Source organism: Inquilinus sp. (assembly GCF_039594555.1).
GTDB lineage: Bacteria > Pseudomonadota > Alphaproteobacteria > DSM-16000 > Inquilinaceae > Inquilinus.
In genome coordinates this window covers 1-18,550 of record NZ_JBCNNF010000024.1, presented here as the reverse complement: position 1 = coordinate 18,550, position 18,550 = coordinate 1, and the positions used below count along the sequence as shown (strand labels likewise).

The 18,550-nt window shown below is 68.8% G+C and carries 16 protein-coding genes and 1 pseudogene; 13 read left to right on the top strand and 4 right to left on the bottom strand.

The window, feature by feature from the left end:
- Positions 1 to 54: 54 nt before the first annotated feature.
- The 3 genes from ABDW35_RS04450 to ABDW35_RS04440 all read left to right on the top strand — a co-directional run bounded on the left by ABDW35_RS04450 (position 55) and on the right by ABDW35_RS04440 (position 1,386).
- Positions 55 to 588, top strand: a complete 534-nt coding sequence (locus tag ABDW35_RS04450) for a DUF1579 domain-containing protein (protein ID WP_343712643.1) — start codon at positions 55 to 57, stop codon at positions 586 to 588.
- Between the two features lie 78 nt (positions 589 to 666).
- Positions 667 to 873, top strand: a complete 207-nt coding sequence (locus tag ABDW35_RS04445; RefSeq protein WP_343712642.1) for a hypothetical protein — start codon at positions 667 to 669, stop codon at positions 871 to 873.
- Positions 874 to 888: 15 nt separating this feature from the next.
- Positions 889 to 1,386 (top strand): N-acetyltransferase, encoded by a 498-nt coding sequence (locus ABDW35_RS04440; protein ID WP_343712641.1) that lies wholly within the window; start codon positions 889 to 891, stop codon positions 1,384 to 1,386.
- On the opposite strand, the gene ABDW35_RS04435 is transcribed toward ABDW35_RS04440, so the two are convergent.
- Both ABDW35_RS04435 and ABDW35_RS04430 read right to left on the bottom strand, forming a co-directional pair.
- On the bottom strand, positions 1,383 to 2,081 hold the full coding sequence (locus tag ABDW35_RS04435) for a glutathione S-transferase family protein (protein ID WP_343712640.1): 699 nt from the start codon (positions 2,079 to 2,081) through the stop codon (positions 1,383 to 1,385). The genes ABDW35_RS04440 and ABDW35_RS04435 overlap by 4 nt on opposite strands.
- A gap of 3 nt (positions 2,082 to 2,084) precedes the next feature.
- Positions 2,085 to 2,789, bottom strand: a complete 705-nt coding sequence (locus ABDW35_RS04430) for a glutathione S-transferase N-terminal domain-containing protein (protein WP_343712657.1) — start codon at positions 2,787 to 2,789, stop codon at positions 2,085 to 2,087.
- 98 nt (positions 2,790 to 2,887) lie between these two features.
- Here ABDW35_RS04430 and ABDW35_RS04425 point away from each other — a divergent pair, with 98 nt between their 5' ends.
- Positions 2,888 to 3,466 carry a helix-turn-helix domain-containing protein gene (locus tag ABDW35_RS04425; protein WP_343712639.1) on the top strand — a complete coding sequence of 193 codons (579 nt, stop codon included), beginning with the start codon at positions 2,888 to 2,890 and terminating at the stop codon, positions 3,464 to 3,466.
- Between the two features lie 14 nt (positions 3,467 to 3,480).
- On the opposite strand, the gene ABDW35_RS04420 is transcribed toward ABDW35_RS04425, so the two are convergent.
- Positions 3,481 to 6,249, bottom strand: a complete 2,769-nt coding sequence (locus ABDW35_RS04420; RefSeq protein WP_343712638.1) for a N,N-dimethylformamidase beta subunit family domain-containing protein — start codon at positions 6,247 to 6,249, stop codon at positions 3,481 to 3,483.
- A 273-nt stretch (positions 6,250 to 6,522) separates the two neighbouring features.
- Here ABDW35_RS04420 and ABDW35_RS04415 point away from each other — a divergent pair, with 273 nt between their 5' ends.
- From ABDW35_RS04415 to ABDW35_RS04380, 8 genes are all read left to right on the top strand, one after another.
- The gene (locus tag ABDW35_RS04415) at positions 6,523 to 7,674 is read left to right on the top strand and encodes an ROK family transcriptional regulator (RefSeq protein WP_343712637.1); all 1,152 of its coding nucleotides are present in this window, start codon (positions 6,523 to 6,525) and stop codon (positions 7,672 to 7,674) included.
- Between the two features lie 57 nt (positions 7,675 to 7,731).
- Complete coding sequence (locus ABDW35_RS04410) at positions 7,732 to 8,976, top strand: sugar ABC transporter substrate-binding protein (protein WP_343712636.1); 1,245 nt, start codon at positions 7,732 to 7,734, stop codon at positions 8,974 to 8,976.
- Between the two features lie 4 nt (positions 8,977 to 8,980).
- A complete protein-coding gene (locus ABDW35_RS04405) occupies positions 8,981 to 9,904 on the top strand; it encodes a sugar ABC transporter permease (protein WP_343712635.1) in 924 nt (307 codons plus the stop codon).
- The gene (locus ABDW35_RS04400; RefSeq protein WP_343712634.1) at positions 9,901 to 10,737 is read left to right on the top strand and encodes a carbohydrate ABC transporter permease; all 837 of its coding nucleotides are present in this window, start codon (positions 9,901 to 9,903) and stop codon (positions 10,735 to 10,737) included. The genes ABDW35_RS04405 and ABDW35_RS04400 overlap by 4 nt, the downstream gene beginning before the upstream one ends.
- A 43-nt stretch (positions 10,738 to 10,780) precedes the next feature.
- Positions 10,781 to 12,055, top strand: coding sequence for a Gfo/Idh/MocA family oxidoreductase (locus ABDW35_RS04395; protein WP_343712633.1), 1,275 nt, complete (start codon positions 10,781 to 10,783; stop codon positions 12,053 to 12,055).
- 315 nt (positions 12,056 to 12,370) lie between these two features.
- Complete coding sequence (locus ABDW35_RS04390; RefSeq protein WP_343712632.1) at positions 12,371 to 13,540, top strand: MFS transporter; 1,170 nt, start codon at positions 12,371 to 12,373, stop codon at positions 13,538 to 13,540.
- Positions 13,541 to 13,637: 97 nt separating this feature from the next.
- Positions 13,638 to 16,298 (top strand): MMPL family transporter, encoded by a 2,661-nt coding sequence (locus ABDW35_RS04385; protein WP_343712631.1) that lies wholly within the window; start codon positions 13,638 to 13,640, stop codon positions 16,296 to 16,298.
- A 278-nt stretch (positions 16,299 to 16,576) separates the two neighbouring features.
- Complete coding sequence (locus tag ABDW35_RS04380) at positions 16,577 to 17,395, top strand: VacJ family lipoprotein (RefSeq protein ID WP_343712630.1); 819 nt, start codon at positions 16,577 to 16,579, stop codon at positions 17,393 to 17,395.
- A gap of 54 nt (positions 17,396 to 17,449) precedes the next feature.
- On the opposite strand, the gene ABDW35_RS04375 is transcribed toward ABDW35_RS04380, so the two are convergent.
- Positions 17,450 to 18,067: an ABC transporter substrate-binding protein gene (locus ABDW35_RS04375; protein ID WP_343712629.1), complete on the bottom strand. Its 618-nt coding sequence runs from the start codon at positions 18,065 to 18,067 to the stop codon at positions 17,450 to 17,452.
- Positions 18,068 to 18,374: 307 nt separating this feature from the next.
- Between ABDW35_RS04375 and ispH the strand changes: the two are divergent.
- Positions 18,375 to 18,550, top strand: a pseudogene (ispH, locus tag ABDW35_RS04370) (4-hydroxy-3-methylbut-2-enyl diphosphate reductase); the annotation flags it as partial.

Here is an 18,550-nt window from a genome sequence, read left to right as displayed (position 1 = left end):
TCAGTTGGGTGCCCGCATCTTCGATCGGATCGATAGTCCCTGATGGAGAGACCGATGCCCGCTCTTTTCGCCAAGCCCGCCCCCGGCACCGATTCCAGCGTCCCCGACGTCCCGAACGATGGGCGTGACGACTTCTTCCCGCTGTTCGGCCGCTGGGCGGTGTCGCATCGCCGGCTGCGCCGCCGTCTGGCCGGCGACACGCTGTGGGACGAGTTCGCCGGCTACTCCGAGATGCGGCCGCTGATCGGCGGCCTGGGGACGATCGACGACAACATCCTGGAGCTGCCGTCCGGGACCTATCGCGCCGCCACGCTGCGCCTGTTCGACACGGAATCGAAGCTGTGGTCGATCTGGTGGTTCGACGGACGCAGCCTGCACATGGACGAGGCGCCGCTGCGCGGCCGGTTCGAGGACGGAATCGGCACCTTCTTCGCCGACGACGTCTGGGAAGGCACGCCGATCCGGGTGCGCTTCATCTGGTCGGAGATCACCGGACGGTCGGCGCGCTGGGAACAGGCCTTCTCCACCGATGGCGGGAGGGAGTGGGAGACCAACTGGATCATGCGCTTCGAGCGCACCGGCGACTGACCGGCGCCGAATCTCCTGGGCAGCGGCCGCCCGATGGTCCAGAACCGGCTCTGGAGACATCCACGGGAAAGGACCGGCATGGACGAGCTGAAGATCGACCGGGAGGCCATGGGTCGCCTGGCCAAGGCGGTGGCTTTCATCTGCGGGCCGGAGCACGCGACCGCTCTGGCCCTGAAGGCCGCGGCGGAGAGCGGCACGGAGCGCGACATCAAGGCCGCCCGCGCCTCGTTCCTCAAGCTGAAGCCGGGCGACCGCAAGGCCGCCCTGACGATGCTCGACACCTGAGCCAGGGCCGGTGGCATGATCAGGGACCAGAAGCGGGAAGACGACGCCGTGGTGCGGCAGCTGGTCGGGGACGCCTTCCGCGGCCGACCCTACAGTGACGGGCGGGAGCCGGCGATCCTCGATGCCTTGCGCGCCGCCGGGGCGCTGACCGTGGCGCTGGTGGCGGAGGAAGATGGCCAGATCGTCGGTCAGGTCGCCTTCTCGCCTGTCGCCATCAACGGCACGGTCCGGGACTGGTACGGGCTCGGCCCCGTGGCGGTGCGCCCCGACCGGCAGGGCCGGGGCATCGGCCAGGCGCTGATCCGCGCGGGGCTGGACCGCATCCGGGCGCTGGGCGCCGCCGGCTGTGTCCTGGCCGGGGCGCCGGGCTATTACAGCCGCTTCGGCTTCGCCGCCGACCCGCGGCTGCAATCGCCCGGCATCCCGCCCCAGTACTTCCTTATACTGCCCTTTGGTGCCGAGGTACCGGAGGGCGGAGCGACGTTCCACAAGGCGTTCGAGGCGGAACCCTAGGCGCAGGGCGCCGCCCGCGCCATGCCGCCGAAGGCGTCGAGCAGCCGGTCGCGCCAGGCGAAAACCGGGTCGCCGGTCTCCAGCAGCTCGACCGGGCTGATGCAGCGGGCCCACATCAAGAGGCCGAAGACGCAGTAATCGGCATAGGCGGGCGCCGCCCCGGCGATGAAGTCCGCCGCGGCCAGCGCCCGCCGCACCGGCAGCAGCACCTGGCGGACGGCGGCAAGGTTGGCCGGCCGGTCGGCCGCCACCTCCTCCAGCGTCCGGCCGAACCGCTGCTCGCGGCTGGTGCGGAAATAGGCGCGATCCTCCTCATGCACCCGGTCGAGGATGTCGAGGATGATGACCCGGGCGATCGCCGGGCTCAGCGCCGTGTCGGCCCAGCCGTTGATGAAGCGGGCCAGCGGCATGGCCTCAGGGCCGCCGAACAGCGACGGCCGGTCGGGGAACCGCTCCTCCAGATGCAGCGCGATCTGCCAGGAATCGCACACCGTTTCGCCGTCATGCACCAGCACCGGCACCAGCCCCTGGCCGGTGAAGGAGATCGCCTCCTTCTCCGTGAAGCGCAAGGGGATGCGTTCCGCCTCCAGCCCCTTATGGGCCAGGGCCATGCGGGTCTTCCAGCAATGCGGGCTGAAGCGCAGCGCGGCATCGGCGCCGGCCAGCTCGTACAGTTTCAGCGCGGCCTCGCCCATGGCTCAGACCCGGCCCTGGACGACGGCGGCCGATTGGCCGAACAGGTGGCGCTTCGACTCCTCGGTCACCGTCGGCACGGTGTTGACCTGCGCCGCGATCTCATAGGCGCGGGCCACCGAGGGCCGGGCCGCCATGGCGGCGAACCAGCGGGCGAGGTTCGGGAAATCCTCCAGCCGCTGCTGCTGCCGCTGATACGGCACGATCCAGGGATAGATGGCGATATCCGCGATCGAGAAATCGCCGGCGACGAAGTCCCGACCAGCGAGTTGGCGGTCGAGCACGCCGTACAGCCGTCCGGTCTCCTTGACGTAGCGCTCGGTCGCGTAGGGGATGCGCTCCGGCGCATAGGCCGAGAAATGGTGGTTCTGCCCGGCCATCGGGCCAAGGCCGCCCATCTGCCAGTACAGCCATTGCAGAACGCCGAAGCGCTCCCGCGGCGCCTTCGGCAGCAGCCGGCCGGCCTTGTCGGCGAGGTATTCCAGGATGGCGCCGGATTCGAAGATCGAGATCGGCGCGCCGCCATCGACCGGGTCGTGGTCGACGATGGCCGGGATGCGGTTGTTCGGGGCGATCGCCAGGAAGTCCGGCCTGAACTGCTCGCCCTGCGAGATGTTCACCGGGACGATCCGGTAGGGCAGCCCCAGCTCCTCCAGCGCGATCGTAATCTTATGGCCGTTCGGCGTGGTCCAGTAATGCAGCTCGATCATCATCGAGGTCCTCAGATCTGGTCGTCGCGGCGGCGATCGACTATCTTTGACATGAATGTCAAATTTGACATCGATGTCAAGAATGATCCGAGGCGGTGATGGCCGGTGTGCGGCAGTTCGATGAGGGCGAGATGCTGGCGGAGGCGCTGGGAGTGTTCTGGCGCAAAGGCCTGCGCGCCACGACCATGCAGGATCTCGCCGAGGCGACCGGGGTGCTGCGCGGCTCGCTCTACAACGCCTATGGCGGCAAGGAGGAGATCTTCCTGCTGGCCTTCGACTCCTATGTCGGGAGGTTCCTGGCCAACGCCCGGACCGCGCTGGAGTCGACGCCGGACCCGGAACAGGGCCTGCGGGCGCTGTTCGACGCCGCCGTCGCCAGCATGACCAGCGGATCGCCGGCGCGCGGGTGCCTGAGCACGCGGACCGCGACCGAGGCGGCGCTGGACGACCCGCGGCTGCAGGACCGGCTGCGCGGCATGCTGGACGAGCTGCGCCGCATCGTCCTGGCGGCGCTGTCCACCGATACGGCCCGTGCCCGGCTGGCGGTAACGCCGGAGGAAGCGGCGGACCTGGTCGTCACCTTCACCCGCGGCCTGGGGGTGATGGAGCGGGTCTATCGCGACGCGGCGCATCTGAAGCGGATCGCGGCGGCGCTGGTGCGGACGCTGTTCCGCTAGCGCCGCCGGCCCGATCAATCCGGCACGAAGACCACATCCACCCAATAGTTGGTCGCGTTGAAGCTGCTGTTCGGGAAGCTGCCCGCCGCGCCATAGCTGTAGACGCCGTTGCCGCTCGCCGAGGCATCCGAAGGAGCGGTCAGCGGGCCATTGGTGTGGGCTGTGGCGAAATAGGCGCCGTTGGCCGAATAGAACCCTGCCGAGTGGTAGGAGACGATGTAGGTCGTGCCCGGAGAGATCGCGATCGGGGTGGTGAGATAGGCGGTCTGCCAGCCGCTCGCCGTCTCGCCGCTGAAGGTCACGGTCGCCAGCAGCGAGCCGGTGTCCGTCCACAGCCGTCCCTGATGCGCCCCGGTGTTCTGTGGCCCCTTGTAGAAGCGGATGCCGGCAACGGTGCCGGCGACGCCGACGGTGAACTTGACCCCGAGCTCCACCGCCGACGGGTCGTTGACGGTGACGGTCGCCGGCACGTCGGACAGGGAGAACAGGCTGTCCCCCACCGGCGTCGCGCCCGGCTCGAACATCACATCGATCCAGTAGTTCGAGCCCTGGAAGCTGGCGTTCGGAAAGGAGGAGGCCGGGCCGTAGGCGAAGACCCCGTTGCCGACATCCGAATCCGCCAGGGCGGTCAGCGGACCGTTGGTATGCCCGCTGGCGAGGCCGTTGGCATCGGCCGAATAGAAGCCGCTGGTGTAGTAGGAGGCGACGTAGACCGTGCCGGCGGTGATCTCGACCGGCGTCTCGAAAACCGCCGTCTGCCAGCCGGACGGGATCTCGTCCGCGAAGATCACGCTGGCCAGCAGCGTGCCGTCGCTGGACCAGAGATTGCCGGTGTGCGGCCCCTCGTTCTGCAGGCCCTTGTAGAATTTCAGGCCGGTGACCGTGCCGTTGACGGTGGAGAGGAACTTCACGCCCAGCTCCACCCCGTTCGGATCCTGGATGAAGACGGTGGCCGGCTGCTCGCTGAAGCCCCAGAGGCCGACGGTCGTGGCGGCGGAAACCGTCACCGCGACCCCGCTGCCGGGCGTCTCCATGTTGACGCTGTCGTCGGTGGCGCGCGACTTCAGCGTGTAGCTGCCCGCCGCCTGCGCGGTCCAGTTGTAGGTCCAGCTGGTGGTGCCGGTCGCCTTGTGCCATGTGGTGCCGCCGTCGAGCGAGATCTCGACCCCGGCGACCACGCCGCCGCCGACATCGGTCGCGGTACCAGAGATGACCACCTGCTGGCCTTCCACCCAGGTCGTGCCGGCCGTCGGCAGGGTGATGGTCGAACTCGGCGGGGTCGTGTCGGTCGAGGCCGTGGCGGCGAGGAGGCCCGACTGCAGCGTGGCCGGCTGTACCCCCATATCGGCGAACAGGTTGACCGTCACCTGCTGGACGATCGGATCTACGGCCGTGGGCTCGTTGTCGTGGTTCGAATCGAGCCCCCAGGCCCAGTAGACCGTACCGGCGCCGAACACGAGTGCGCCGCTGGGCGCCCGGTAGAGCGTCAGGCTGTGCACGGCATCCCTGGTGCCGACCGTGGTGCCGTAGTCGCGCAGATAGCTGTTCACACTGACGGTGGACAGCGACAGGTCGATCAGCCCGGCCGGGCGGGCGCCGTTGTCGCGATCCTCATCCCATTCATAGCCGAGATAATTGGTGACCAGAGAGCCGGTCTGACCCGGCTGCAGGCTGGCAATTGTGGTGTTGCGCCAGAAGCGCAGCCGTGAATAGGCGTAGGGGATGGTGATCGTGTCGAGCCGGTAGGAATCGACCTGGAAGATCGTGCCGGTCAGCCCGTTCTCGGGCCGGCCGCCGTCGCCGGGCGGGCTGAAGCGCGGGTCGCGCCAGCTGCCGGTCCAGACCAGGCTGGGGTCGATCTTGGCGTTGGCGCGCGATTCCTTGTAGCAGACCATGGTGCGGTACGGGGTGGAGCTGCCGTCGGTGCTCGGCTCCCACCGGATCTTCCAGTAGCACTCGTTGCCGCTGAAGAAGGCCAGGTGGACGCCGGCGTCCCGCGCCGCCTCGACATTGGCGCGCTGCCCGGCCGACCAGTATTCGTCATGGCCGACCGACAGCAGAATCTTGTAGGCCAGCAGCGCCGCCGCATCGGCATCGGAATCCACGCCGGTGGCATAGGACAGGTCGTAGCCGTTCCGCTCGAGCCAGCGGATCGCCGGATATTCGGCGGCGAAGATCCAGTCCTGCGGGCCGCTCTGGAAATCAATGCCGCGGGTGTTGTACGGCCGGTTGTAGCTCACCTTGTAGGCGCGGCCCGGCGGCAGGTTCCCGCCATAGAGATTGTAGCCGCCCCAGGAATTGTAGGCCTGCCAGGTCGTGTCCGCGGTCATGAACAGGATGTCGCTGCCGGCCCCGCCGTCGCGCACCACGAAAGGCATGTGGTTCTCGCCCGCGGTCGTGTCCTGCCGGACCAGCTTGGCGATGTACAGCCCTGTCACCGCGCCCGACGGGACCGGCCAGGACGCCGACACCGCCCAGTTGCCGGCATCGACCAGCCCGGTGCTGAGATCGACGAGCGGATCGGGCTGCACCTGGGCCGCGGTCAGCTGCACCTGCAGCGTCGTGACCTTCCGCGCCCCGTCGCCGCCGTAGTAGCCGAGACGGTAGATGTCGATGCGGTAATCCGTCGAATCCGTGTCGACCTTGAAGCTGACCGTCTCCCCGGGATCGACGCTGATGCTGGTGGCGAAGCCGACGATGTTGGCGTCGCCGATCCCGTCGATGTCCCATTCGCTCTGCGGATTGCCCGTCTGCTGGTTCTCGATGACGATCTTGTTCGTCATGCCCATGCCTCCGTCCTTTTGCGCCGCAAGGCGGCGCCAAATGCATTCGATGCGGAAACGAGCGCCAGAATTTTATTTCTGTTTTTGGGAAAATTTCTATCAAAGGTAACGCACAGAGACGATTCGCGTCCTAAAATTCCTGTAAGGCGACATCCTTCAAAGGAGGTAGGCTTATTTCAAATATGGAAATTATGTGGTTGCAGCACCCACGCTCATGAAATATGAGTCGATAAAGCCATGGCAGCTGGGAACAAAGTTCCGGCGGGAGGAGTGGTGGCGAAGGGCACGGGAGAGCTGGATCTGCGCGGACGCTGGGGCGATGCCTCGGACCTGCTGCGCCTGATCCATCGCCGTGGCGGCCTCAGCCGGATCGAAGCGGCGCGCGAGCTCGGCCTCAGCGCCTCGGCCATGACTCCCCTGGTCCGCGCCCTGATCGGCCACGGCCTGCTGCGCGAGACCGGCGCCAAGGCATCGGGCGGCGGCCGGCCGCGGGTGATGCTGGACCTGGACCCCGGTTACGGCACGCTGCTGGGCCTGCATCTCGGCCCCGACTCAGCCCAGTTGGTGATCGCCGACCTGGCGGGCGCGCCGCAGCAGCGTCCGATCCCCCTGCCCGCCCCGGCCAATGACGACCCGTCGCCGCTGGTCGATGCCCTCGAGCGCCTGCGCCGCAAGGGCGGCCCGGGCTGGGACGCGCTGGCCGCTGGCGGCGTGGTGCTGGGCGAGGTCGGGCCGCGCCGGGCCGAGGTGATCGGCGCCGGCCAGCGCCTGACTGCGGCGCTGCAGGATGCCTTCGGCATCGGCGTCGCGGCCGAGACGCCGTCCAACGCCATCGTCGTGGCCGAGCGCATGCTGGGCCTGGCCCGGGCCTATGAGAACTACGCCGTGGTCAGCCTGCAGAACGAGATCGGCTCCGGCATCTCGATCAACGGCGACGTCTATCGCGGCAAGGGCCAGGCCGGCGAGATCGGCCACCTGTCGCTGGCCCCCTATTCCGGCGCCGCCTGCCGTTGCGGCAAATGCGGCTGCTTGGCCTCTCTCGCCTCCCTCTCCGCCATCTCGCGCCAGGCGCTGAAGCGCGGCCTGTCGGACGACATCGCCGTACTGGCGCACATCGCGTCGCAGGGCGACCCGGAGGCGATCGAGATCTTCGACTGCGCCGGCCGCTGGATCGGCCAGGCCCTGGCCCAGGTCGCGAACCTGTTCGATCTGGAGGCGATCGTGTTCCGGGCGCCGCAGCCGGCGCTGAACATCTATCTGCTGAAGGCGCTGAACGAGAGCTTCCGCGCCCATGGCTACAATTTCGACGAATGCCGCACCGGGATCGTCATCAGCCCCGATGAGGGCGACGGCTATCTGCGCGGCGCGGTCGGCCTGGCGCTGGACCTGCTGCTGCGCCAGGGCGGGATGAGACGCCCGCCCTGATCCTCCGGGATCGGGGCGTCGCCAAGCAAGCACACCAGCCAGCCACGGGAGGCTAAGATGAACCTGCGCAGCATGCGGCTCGGGCCGAGCCTTTGTGTCCTCGCCATCGCCGCCGGCCTCTCCGGCCCGGCCCTGGCCGAGACCGCCGAGATCCGCTTCTTCATCCCCGGCGCCAGCGACGAGGTCAGCCAGAAGACCCTGCCGGGCTTCATCGCCGATTTCGAGGCCAAGAACCCCGACATCAAGGTGAAGGTCGAGGGCGTGGGCTGGGACGAGGCGTTCCAGAAGCTGTCGACCGACTTCATCGCCGGCCGTGCCGCCGATGTCGTCTATATCGGCACCCGCAACGTCGCCGAGCTGTCGATGATGGGGGCGATCCGGCCGGTCGACGGGCTGGTCGACGCCGCGACGCTGGGCCGGATCCCGGAGACGCTGCGCGAGGCGGCCCAGTTCAGCGGCAAGCAGATGGCCGTGCCGATGGCCTTCTCGACCCAGGCGCTCTACTACCGCACCGATCTGATCCCGACCCCGCCCAAGAGCTGGGACGAGTTGGTGGCGACGGCCAAGTCGGTGATGGAGAAGAACCCCGGCATGTACGGCTATGCCACCTCGGCGGCCGCGCATGTCACCCTGGTCAGCCAGTTCCTGAACTTCGTCTACCAGAATGGCGGCGAAGCCTTTGATTCATCTGGCGAAACCAGGATCAACAGCCCGGAGGCGGTGGCCGCGCTGCAGTTCTATGTCGACCTGTTCCAGAAGGACAAGGTCGTGCCCAACCCGCTGGAGCTGAACCGCGAGCAGCACCCGCCGTTGTTCGCCCAGGGCAAGATCGCGATGATGGTCAGCGGCCCCTGGGGCAAGTCGATCATGGGCCTGCCGCCCGACAACAAGACCGTGCCCTATGCCGTCGCGCCGCTGCCCTGCGGCAAGGTCTGCAAGGGCGAGCAGGTATCGGACAGTCTCGCCATCTCCGCCAAGTCCGAGCATCCGGAGGCGGCGGGCAAGTTCGTCGCCTATCTGCTGCAGCCCGAGGTCCACGCGAAGTGGGACGACCAGCGCGGGCTGGTGCCGCTGCTGGCGGAGGAGGAGCAGATGGACACCTTCAAGACGCCGTTCTGGCAGACCTTCATCGCCATGAAGGCCGACGGCTTCGCCCAGCCGACTCCGCGGGCCTGGCAGCCCTTCGAGAAGATCCTGGTCGAGGCGGTGCAGTCCGCCATCCTGGGCAAGGCGACGCCGCAGGAGGCGCTGGATGCGGCGGCGGAGAAGATCCGCAAGGCCCGCATCGAACCGCGCGCCTGACCCCGTGGTCGCGCTCGCCCATACCGCACCGCGCCGGGCCGCCCGCGCCCGGCCCTGGTCGCCGGACAAGGCGCCCTGGCCCTATCTGGCGCTGCCGCTGCTGCTGATCGCGGCGCTGCTGGGCCTGCCGGTGCTGCGGATCTTCTGGCAGTCAGTGCACCATGTGGTGCTGACCGCGCCCTGGGAGGGCAACGACTTCGTCGGGGCCGAGAACTTCCTGGCGCTGGTGCAGGAGCCGGCCTTCCTGCGGACGCTGCAGCTGACCGTGATCTGGACCGCCTGCTCGGTCGGGGCGAAGCTGCTGATCGGGCTGGGCGGGGCGCTGCTGCTGCAGCGTCCCTTCCCCGGCCGCAAGGTCTATCTGGCGCTGCTGATGCTGCCCTGGGTGACGCCGGCGGTGATCGCCGCCATCTCCTGGCGCTGGGTGCTGGACGGCCAGTCCGGCTGGATCAACGCCGTGCTGCTGGTGACCGGCGCGATCCGCGAGCCGATCTCCTTCCTCGGCCAGGAGACCACGGCCTTCATCGCCACCGTGGTGGTCGACGCCTGGCTGGGCATCCCTTTCATGGTGGTGACGCTGATGGCCGGGCTGCAGCGCATCCCCGACGACTATGTCGAGGCGGCGCGGATCGACGGCGCCCGGCCGGTGCAGATCTTCCGCCGCATCACCCTGCCGCTGCTGCGGCCGGTGCTGATGACCTGCGTGCTGCTGTCGACCGTCTGGACCTTCAACTCCTTCCAGGTGATCTGGCCGCTGACCAAGGGCGGCCCGGCCGGCGCCACCGCCACCCTGCCGATCCAGATCTACGAGACCGCCTTCGGCAGCTTCGACTTCGGCACCTCCTCGGCCATGGCGGTGGTCGTCTTCGCCATCCTGATGACCGTATCGCTCTTGTACTGGCGCGTGCTGAAGGGGGGCGAGGAATGACCGCTCGCCGCGTGCTCCCCGAGATCGGCCGGCACGGCGCCCTGATCCTGCTGCTGGGCTTCCTGCTGCTGCCGGTCTGGGTGATGCTGAAGACCTCCTTCACCCCCTATGACCGGCTCTATGTCTGGCCGCCGGAGTTCCTGCCGACCAGCCTGGACCTCGGCAACTACGCCCGCGCGCTGTTCGGCCAGTACCGGGTGGTCGAGGCGCTGGGCAACAGCCTGGTCATCGCCGGCTGCGCCGCCGCGATCTCGACCAGCTTCGGCTTCCTCGGCGCCTACGGCTTGGCGCGGTTCCGCTTCACCGGCCGCACCGCGCTGCTGTTCCTGGTGCTGGCGACGCAGATGCTGTCGCCGGTCGTCATCGTCATCCCGCTCTACGAATTCATGATCGCGGCCGGGCTACTCGACACCTACCTGTCGGTGATCCTGTGCAACACCGCCCTGGCGACGCCGATCGCGATCTGGCTGCTGCACGGCTTCCTGCTCGGCATCCCGCGTGAGCTGGAGGAGGCGGCCATGGTCGACGGCTGCTCACGGCTGAAAAGCCTGTGGCACATCATCGTGCCGGTGGTGCGGCCGGGGCTGGCGATGACCGCGATCTACACCTTCATCCATGCCTGGAGCGACCTGATCTTCCCGCTGGTGATGCTGACCGACGACAGCAAATGGCCGGTCACCCTGGCCCTGACCCGCTTCGTCGGCGAGAACGTGATCCGCTGGGACAGCCTGATGGCGGCCGGCGTGGTCACCACCCTGCCCGCCGCCATCCTGTTCGCCCTGGTCCAGAAGCACTTCACCCGCGGCATGGTCGCCGGCGCGGTGAAAGGTTAATCCTCGCTCTCAACTCCATCGTTCGAGCCGAAAGCCAAGACCGATGTCCAAATCCCTGAAGTCCCAGCAGATCCGCGTCGCCGTCATCGGCGCCGGCAGCCGCGGCATCGAGGCCTATGGGGACTATATCCGCCGCCGGCCCGACCAGGCCCGCATCGTCGCCATCGCCGACCCGCGCACCGACCGGCTGCAGGACGCCGCCGCCCGCCACGGCCTGGGCGCCGAGCATCTCTACACCGATTGGCGCGAGCTGCTGGACCGTGAGACCGAGCTGGACGCGGTGCTGATCACCACACCCGACGCGCTGCATCTGGAGCCGGCGCTGGCCGCCATCCGCCGCGGCCTGGGCATCCTCTTGGAGAAGCCGATCTCGCCGACCGAGGAGGAGACCCGGGCGCTGGCCGAGGCGGCGCGGGAGACCGGGGCCGACGTCACCGTCGCCCACGTCCTGCGCTATACGGCCTTCTTCTCGCGCATCAAGGAGATCCTGGACCGCGGCGTGATCGGCCGGCTGGTGACGCTGCGCCAGACCGAGCATATCGGCTACTGGCACTTCGCCCACAGCTTCGTCCGCGGCAACTGGCGGCGCGAGGATGAATCGAGCCCGCTGATCCTGGCCAAGACCTGCCACGACCTGGACATCATCCGCTGGCTGGCCGGCGCGCCCTGCACCGAGCTCTCCTCCTACGGCTCGCTGGCCCATTTCCGGCGAGAGAACGCGCCCGACGGGTCGACCGACCGCTGCGACGAGGGCTGCAAGGTCGAGCGCATCTGCCCCTACTCCGCCCAGCGCATCTATCTGGAGAAGTTCAAGCCGGCCGACCGCTGGCCGCACAAGGTGCTGAGCCTCGACACCTCGCCCGACGGCATCCGCACGGCCCTGCGCGAGGGTCCCTATGGCCGCTGCGTGTATCGCTGCGACAACGACGTGGTCGACAACCAGGTGGTGGCGATGCGCTTCGCCAACGGCGTCAGCGGCACGCTGAATGTCAGCGCCTTCACCGCCGAGAACACGCGGACCTTGCACCTGATGGGCACCCATGGCGAGATCGCCGGGCATCTGGAGAAGAACGAGATCACGGTGATCGACTTCCGCACCGACGACGTCACCACCATCCGCCTGACCACGGTGGAGGACAGCGGCCACAGCGGCGGCGACGACCGGCTGATGGCCGAGTTCCTGGGCCGGCAGATCCAGCGCCGTAGCCGCAGCCAGGTGAATGTCTCGCTGACCTCGCTGGAGGAATCGTTGGACAGCCACTTCATGGCCTTCGCCGCCGAACGCTCGCGCCGCACCGGCACCGTGGTCCGGCTGTGACGGGGCGGATACGCCGGTGAGCGAGCCGAACCGGCCCTTCAGTTTGCCCGCCTTTAGTCCCCCCTCCCCTTGCGGGAGGGGGGCAGGGAGAGGGGTCTGCGCGCGTCCGCGCGCGAATGCGCAAAGAGCAAACATCATCGTCGGGTACGGATCGCGAGAACTCAGGCCGGCTCCCACTGCGGGAACCCCCTCCCCCTACCCCCCTCCCGCAAGGGGAGGGGGGACTCGTTCTGTCTTCGGCCGGAATCGCTGCCAGCCCGCACGACGGTCAGAAGAACCCACCGAAAAGCTCTCGCGAGTGGGAGAAGCCGCGCCTTGAGCGGAACCTCCGACAGCCCTGCCCGGGAAGCCGGCGACCACGGCCGACTGCGGGCCGTGGCGGCGCTGTCGGCGCATTACGGCGTCAGCGGCATCCTGACGCCGTATCTGCCGGTGTGGCTGGCGGCGAGCGGCTTGGCGGCCGACGCCGTCGGCTGGACCATGGCTGCGGGCTTCGCCCTGCGCGCCGTCTGCATCCTCGGCTTCGGCCTGGTCGCGACCCTGCTGTTGCCGGCCGGCGGCCTTGCTGCCGCGGCCGCCCTGTTGGCCGCGCTGGTGCTGGTGGCCGCTTCGCTGATCGCCGACCCCGGCACCATCGGCCTGCTGTCGGTGCTGGCGGTCGGCTGCGTCTACGGCTCGATCCCGCTGATCGAGAGCTTCGCCAACACCGTGACCCTGCGCAGCGGCCATGGCTATGGCCGAATGCGGGCCTGGGGGTCCTTCGCCTTCATGATCGGCAATGTCGGCATGGGGGCGCTGCTGACCCTGCCGGACGGCGCCGCCCTGCTGCCCTGGATCGCCGCCGGACTGCTGCTGTGCCTGTGCCTCGCCGTGGTCGGCCCGTCCTGGCAGCCGCCGGTGCCGCGCCTCGACCCGCGCGCCGGCGCCGCGGCCCTGGCGGTGGCGGCGCCGCTGCTGGTCCCGGCCCTGCTGCTGCAGGCCTCGCACGCCTTCTACTACTCCTTCGGCACCCTGTGGTGGATCGATCACGGCGTCGCCAAGGGCAGCACCGGCATCGTCTGGGGTGCCGCCGTCGCCGCCGAGATCGTGGTCTACCGCTATTTCGCCAGGCGGCTGGAAAAGATCCCGCCGGCGACGCTGATCGCCGCGTGCTGCGTGGTCGCGATCGGCCGCTGGCTGCTGCTGTCCCTCGACCCGCCGCTGCCGCTGATCGTGGTCAGCCAGTTCGGCCACGCCATGACCTTCGGCGGCGCCTATCTGGCGGCGCAGACCGTGATCCGCACCCGGATCCGGCCGGAGCTGCACTACATGGCCCAGGCCGGCTACGCCTTCCTGACCACCTTCGTCGGGCTGGCCGGAACCACCGCCGTGATCCCCTGGGCGCTGCGCGTCACCGGGGCCGATCCCTGGCTGCTGATGGCCGCGATCGCCACCGCCGCCCTCGCCTGGCTGGGCCTCGCTCGCCTCGGCCGCGCCACGCCATAAAGCGCACCGAGGTCACCGGACCGCTTTCCTCGCACCGCCGAACCGCGATACAACAGCGCCCGCCGCCTGCCCCTTCCATCATCGAAAAGCAGACCGCGTGCCCATCTCCAAGCCGTTCGGAACCCGCGCCCTGATCCATCTGGGCGCCCTCTGCCAACGCCACGCGCTGTGGGTGATCGGCGCCGCGCTGGTGCTGTCGGTCTGCTCCGTCCTGGTGGTGACGCACCGCCTGTCGATCAACACCGACACCGGCAAGCTGATTGACCCCAACCTGCCCTGGCAGCAGGACAATGCGGCGCTGGACAAGGCGTTTCCGCAGAACACCGGCCTGCTGGCGATCGTCATCGACGGCAAGACGCCGGAGCTGGCGGAATCCGCCGCCGCCCAGATCACCCAGGCATTGAAGGCGGAGCCGTCGCTGTTCAAGACCGTCCGCCGCCCGGATGGCGGGCCGTTCTTCGACAAGAACGGCCTGCTGTTCCTGCCGGTGAAGGAGGTGCAGCAGACGGCGGACGACATCGTCGCCGCCCAGCCGGTGCTCGGCGGCCTGGCCGCCGACCCGACGCTGCGCGGGCTGCTCAATGTGGTCCAGCTTTTCCTGCAGGGCATCGAGAGCGGGCAGGCCGAACGCTCGCGCGTACAGCCGGCCCTCAGCCAGATGGCGACGACGATCGAGGCCAACCTGACCTCGCCCCATGTGGTGCAGCCGCTGTCCTGGCAGTCCCTGATGTCGTCGGGCCCGCCGTCGCCGCGGGCCCTGCGCCGCTTCGTGCTGGCCCAGCCAGTGCTGGATTACGGCGCGCTCGAGCCCGGGAAGAAGGCCACCGACTTCGTCCGCGCCGCGGCGGAGAGGCTGCATCTGACGGCGGATTACGGCGTGACGGTGCGCCAGACCGGCAACATCCCGCTGAACGACGACCAGTTCGCCAGCGTCAGCGAAGGCATCGGCCTGTCGGCCGTCGTATCGGTGGTGCTGGTGCTGGGCCTGCTGCTGCTGGCGCTGCGGTCCTTCACCATGACCGGCGCGATCATGGTGACGCTGTTCGTCGGGCTGCTGCTGACCGCGGCCTTCGCCGCCCTGGCCGTGGGCACGTTGAACCTGATTTCCGTCGCCTTCGCCGTGCTGTTCGTCGGCATCGCGGTCGATTTCGGCGTCCAGCTCTGCGTCGCCGTGCGGGCCAAGCGTACCACCGCGCCCAACATCCAGGCCGCGACCACCGCCGCGATCCGGCGCGTCGGCGCCGCGCTGGTGCTGGCTGCGCTGTCCGCCGCCAGCGGCTTCTTCGCCTTCCTGCCGACCGCCTATCGCGGCGTCTCCGAGCTCGGGCTGATCGCCGGCGTCGGCATGCTGATCGCGGTCACGCTGAACCTGACGCTGCTGCCCGCCCTGCTGGCGGTGCTGCCGGTGCGGGCCGAGCCGAGCGAGGTCGGCTGGCGGGAGCTGGCGCCGGTCGACCGCTTCCTGCTGCGGCGCCGGCGCTGGGTGCTGGCCGCCGGCGCAGTGCTGGCCCTGGGGTCGCTGGCGCTGATGCCGCGGCTGAACTTCGACTTCAACCCGCTGAATCTGGTGGATCCGCGCTCCGAGGCCGCCTCGACGATGTTCGAGCTGATGCGCGACCCGCTGAGCACGCCGAACACCATCGACATCCTGACCCCGTCGGTCGAGGCCGCGGCGGCGCTGACGCCGAAGCTGCAGGCCCTGCCCGAGGTCGACACGGTGCTGTCGCTGAACAGCTTCGTGCCGGCCGACCAGCCGCCCAAACTGGCGATCCTGTCCGACCTCGGCCTGCTGGTCGGGCCGATCCTCGACACGCAGCCCGCCCTGGATCCGCCGTCGGAGGCCGTGATCCGCGCCGCCGCGACCGCCACGGCCGAGAGGCTGCGGAAGATCGCGCCGGAGGCCGACAGCCCGGAGCGCCGGCTGGCCGACGCGCTGGACAAGCTGGCCAAGGCCGACGGCGCGACCCTGACCCGGGTGGGCCAGGCGCTGCTGGAGGGGCTGCCGGCGACGCTGGACCGGCTGCGGACGCTGCTGTCGGCCGGGCCGGTGACCCTGGCCGACCTGCCGCAGGAGCTGCGCGACACCTGGGTCGCGCCCGACGGCCAGGCCAGGCTCTCGGTGTTCCCATCGGGCAATGCCGCCGACAACGCCGTCGTGTCCCGCTTCGTCGATGCCGTGAAGGCGGTGGCGCCGCACGCCACCGGCACCGCGGTGACGATCCAGGAATCGAGCCGCACCATCGTCGGCGCCTTCATCACCGCCGGCATCCTGGCGACGGCGATGATCGCCCTGCTGCTCGCCATCGCCCTGCGCCGGGTGATCGACGTGCTGATGGCGCTGACGCCGTTGCTGCTGGCCGGCCTGATGACCCTGGCGACCACGATCCTTATCGGCCTGCCGATCAATTTCGCCAACATCATCGCCCTGCCGCTGCTGCTCGGGGTCGGCGTCGCCTTCGACATCTACTTCGTCGTCAACTGGCGTGCCCGGCGCGGTGAGCCGCTGCAGTCCAGCACCACCCGCGCCATCGTGTTCAGCGCCCTGACCACGGCCTCGGCCTTCGGCAGCCTGTGGCTGTCGCCCCATCCGGGCACGGCGGGCATGGGCGAGCTGCTGACGATCGAGCTGCTGTTCACGCTGTTCTCGGTCCTGGTCTTCATGCCGGCGCTGTTGGGCCCGCCCGCGCCGCCGCGGCGTCATCATGCTGCCCCGATCGTGAAGCCAAGCTTCACGGAGCGTGCCGATCAGGCGGGATGACGCCGCGGCGGGATGCCGCTAGTGTCGCCCTGTGGTGGCAAGACTCGCCGGATCGGGAACAAAGTTTTTCGACAGGTGGTTGTTGCCGCACAGGTCACAGGATATCGTTCGGATTGTAACTTTCTTCCCCTTCGCGGAACCGGGTCGTCCCGAACCGTGGTAGGAACCATGCGGGACCGCCGATTCCCGGCGGTCCCTGATCGTTGATTTTCGGATTTGCTTACGGGATCGAACCGGACATGCCGTCGCGCTCATCCTCTCGCCCCCTCGCCCTCGGCATGGCCGCGCTCCTCGCCGCCACGGCGCTGAGCGGCTGCGCCACCCCGCCGACCGATCCCGCGCAGCGGGCGGAGTTCGACCGGATCAACGATCCGCTCGAGCCGATGAACCGGGCGATCTTCGATTTCAACCAGGCGCTGGACAAGAATGCCATCCGGCCGGTCGCGGTCGCCTATCGCGACGTCGTGCCCGAATTCGCCCGCGACGGCATCCACAACGCCTTCCAGAATTTCGGCGAGCCGGTGGTGTTCCTCAACAAGGTGCTGCAGGGCGAGCCGATCGCGGCCGCCAAGACCCTGCTGCGCTTCCTGGCGAACTCGACCTTCGGCCTCGGCGGCTTCTTCGATGTCGCGACCCCGCGCGGTGTGGTCCGGCAGCAGGCCGGCGATTTCGGTGCCACGCTGTACAAATGGGGCATCGGCGACGGGCCCTATCTGATGCTGCCCCTGCTCGGCCCCTCGAACCCGCGCGACACCGTCGGCTTCGCGGTCGACACGGTCAGCAGCCCGTGGGGCTACATCGTCGACATCCCGACCGAGGCCAGCGTCGGCATGTTCGTCGGCAAGGGCATCGATGTCCGCTCCCGCACCGTCGATGCGACGGACGAGCTGGAGCGCAACTCGGTCGACTACTACGCGACGCTGCGCAGCGTGTACCGGCAGTACCGGCAGGCCGAACTCGACGGCGGCCAGGCTCCGCAGGGCGGTGACCTCTACACCGACCCCGCCGGCGCGGCCGCAGCCGGCACGAAGGCCGGCCCCGCTGCAGCCGGCGCGGCCGGCGACATCCCGGCCTCTCAGCTGCCGACCATTCCCTGACCGATCAGGCCTGAGCGGCCGGCGGAGGCGACGCCCCCCCGCCGGCCGCCGGGCTTACTTCTTCGGCGTCAGTTCGGCGATCTTGCTCTCGATCAGCTTGATCAGCGCGTCACCGCCGCCGCTGCGCAGGGTGGCGCCGAATTCGGACCGGTAGTTGGCGAGCTGGCTGATCGTGCCGTTGAGATAGATGTCGATGATCTGCCAGTTCGGCCCCCGCAGCCGGTAGTTCAGCGGCACCGCATCGGCCTTCGGCCGCACCAGCTTGGTGTTGACCACCTGGTCGCCGCCGCTGACCGGCTTGGCGTCCTCCGAGGTGAAGCTCTCGCCGCTGTAGCCGTTGAAGCGTGCGGCATAGGTGGTGATGCTGAATCGCCGGAACGCATCGGTGAACTTCCGCTGCTGGTCCGGGGTCAGGCTCGACCAGTCGGGCCCGACCGAGATGCGCGCCATCAGCGGCAGGTTGAACGCTTGGTCGATCACCGGCTGCAGCTTCTGATAACGCCCGCGGAATCCCAGCGAGTCGGCGTTCTTCATGACGTCGAGCAGGGCGTTGTCGAGCGTGTCGATGACCTGGCGCGGCTCCGCCGCCATGGCCGCCGGGGCGGCGAAGGACAGCGGCAGCAGCAGCGCGACAGCCAAGGCGAGGCGGCGATGAAGGGCAGGCGAGCGCATGGGTGTCTCTTCCGATTCGGAACGTTGGGTCCGCCGCCATCCGCGATCGCGGGGCGGCGCGATCGATCTATGATGGCCTCAACCCCGCCCTTTGCCGAGAAGTTCCGAACGATGCCGTGCCGGAATTCTGCTGTGACGGCCAGCACAACCGCCATGCGTCCAATTTGATAAACATCAATTGTAACCTATTGCACACGGCGCGCGTGGTCACGTTAGTGACACGCAAAGTTGGCGCGGTGTATGGTCCAAATTGAGAGCGATTCACTCTGGCGAATCCCAGGTCCCGGCCAGAACATCAGGGTGCGTAATGCGGATCATCTTGGCCCAGCCGCGAGGCTTTTGCGCCGGTGTCGAACGTGCGATCGAGATCGTCGAGCGCGCGTTGGAGATCTACGGCCAGCCGGTCTATGTCCGGCACGAGATCGTGCACAACCGGCACGTCGTCGAGAGCCTGCGGGCGAAGGGCGCGCGCTTCGTCGATGA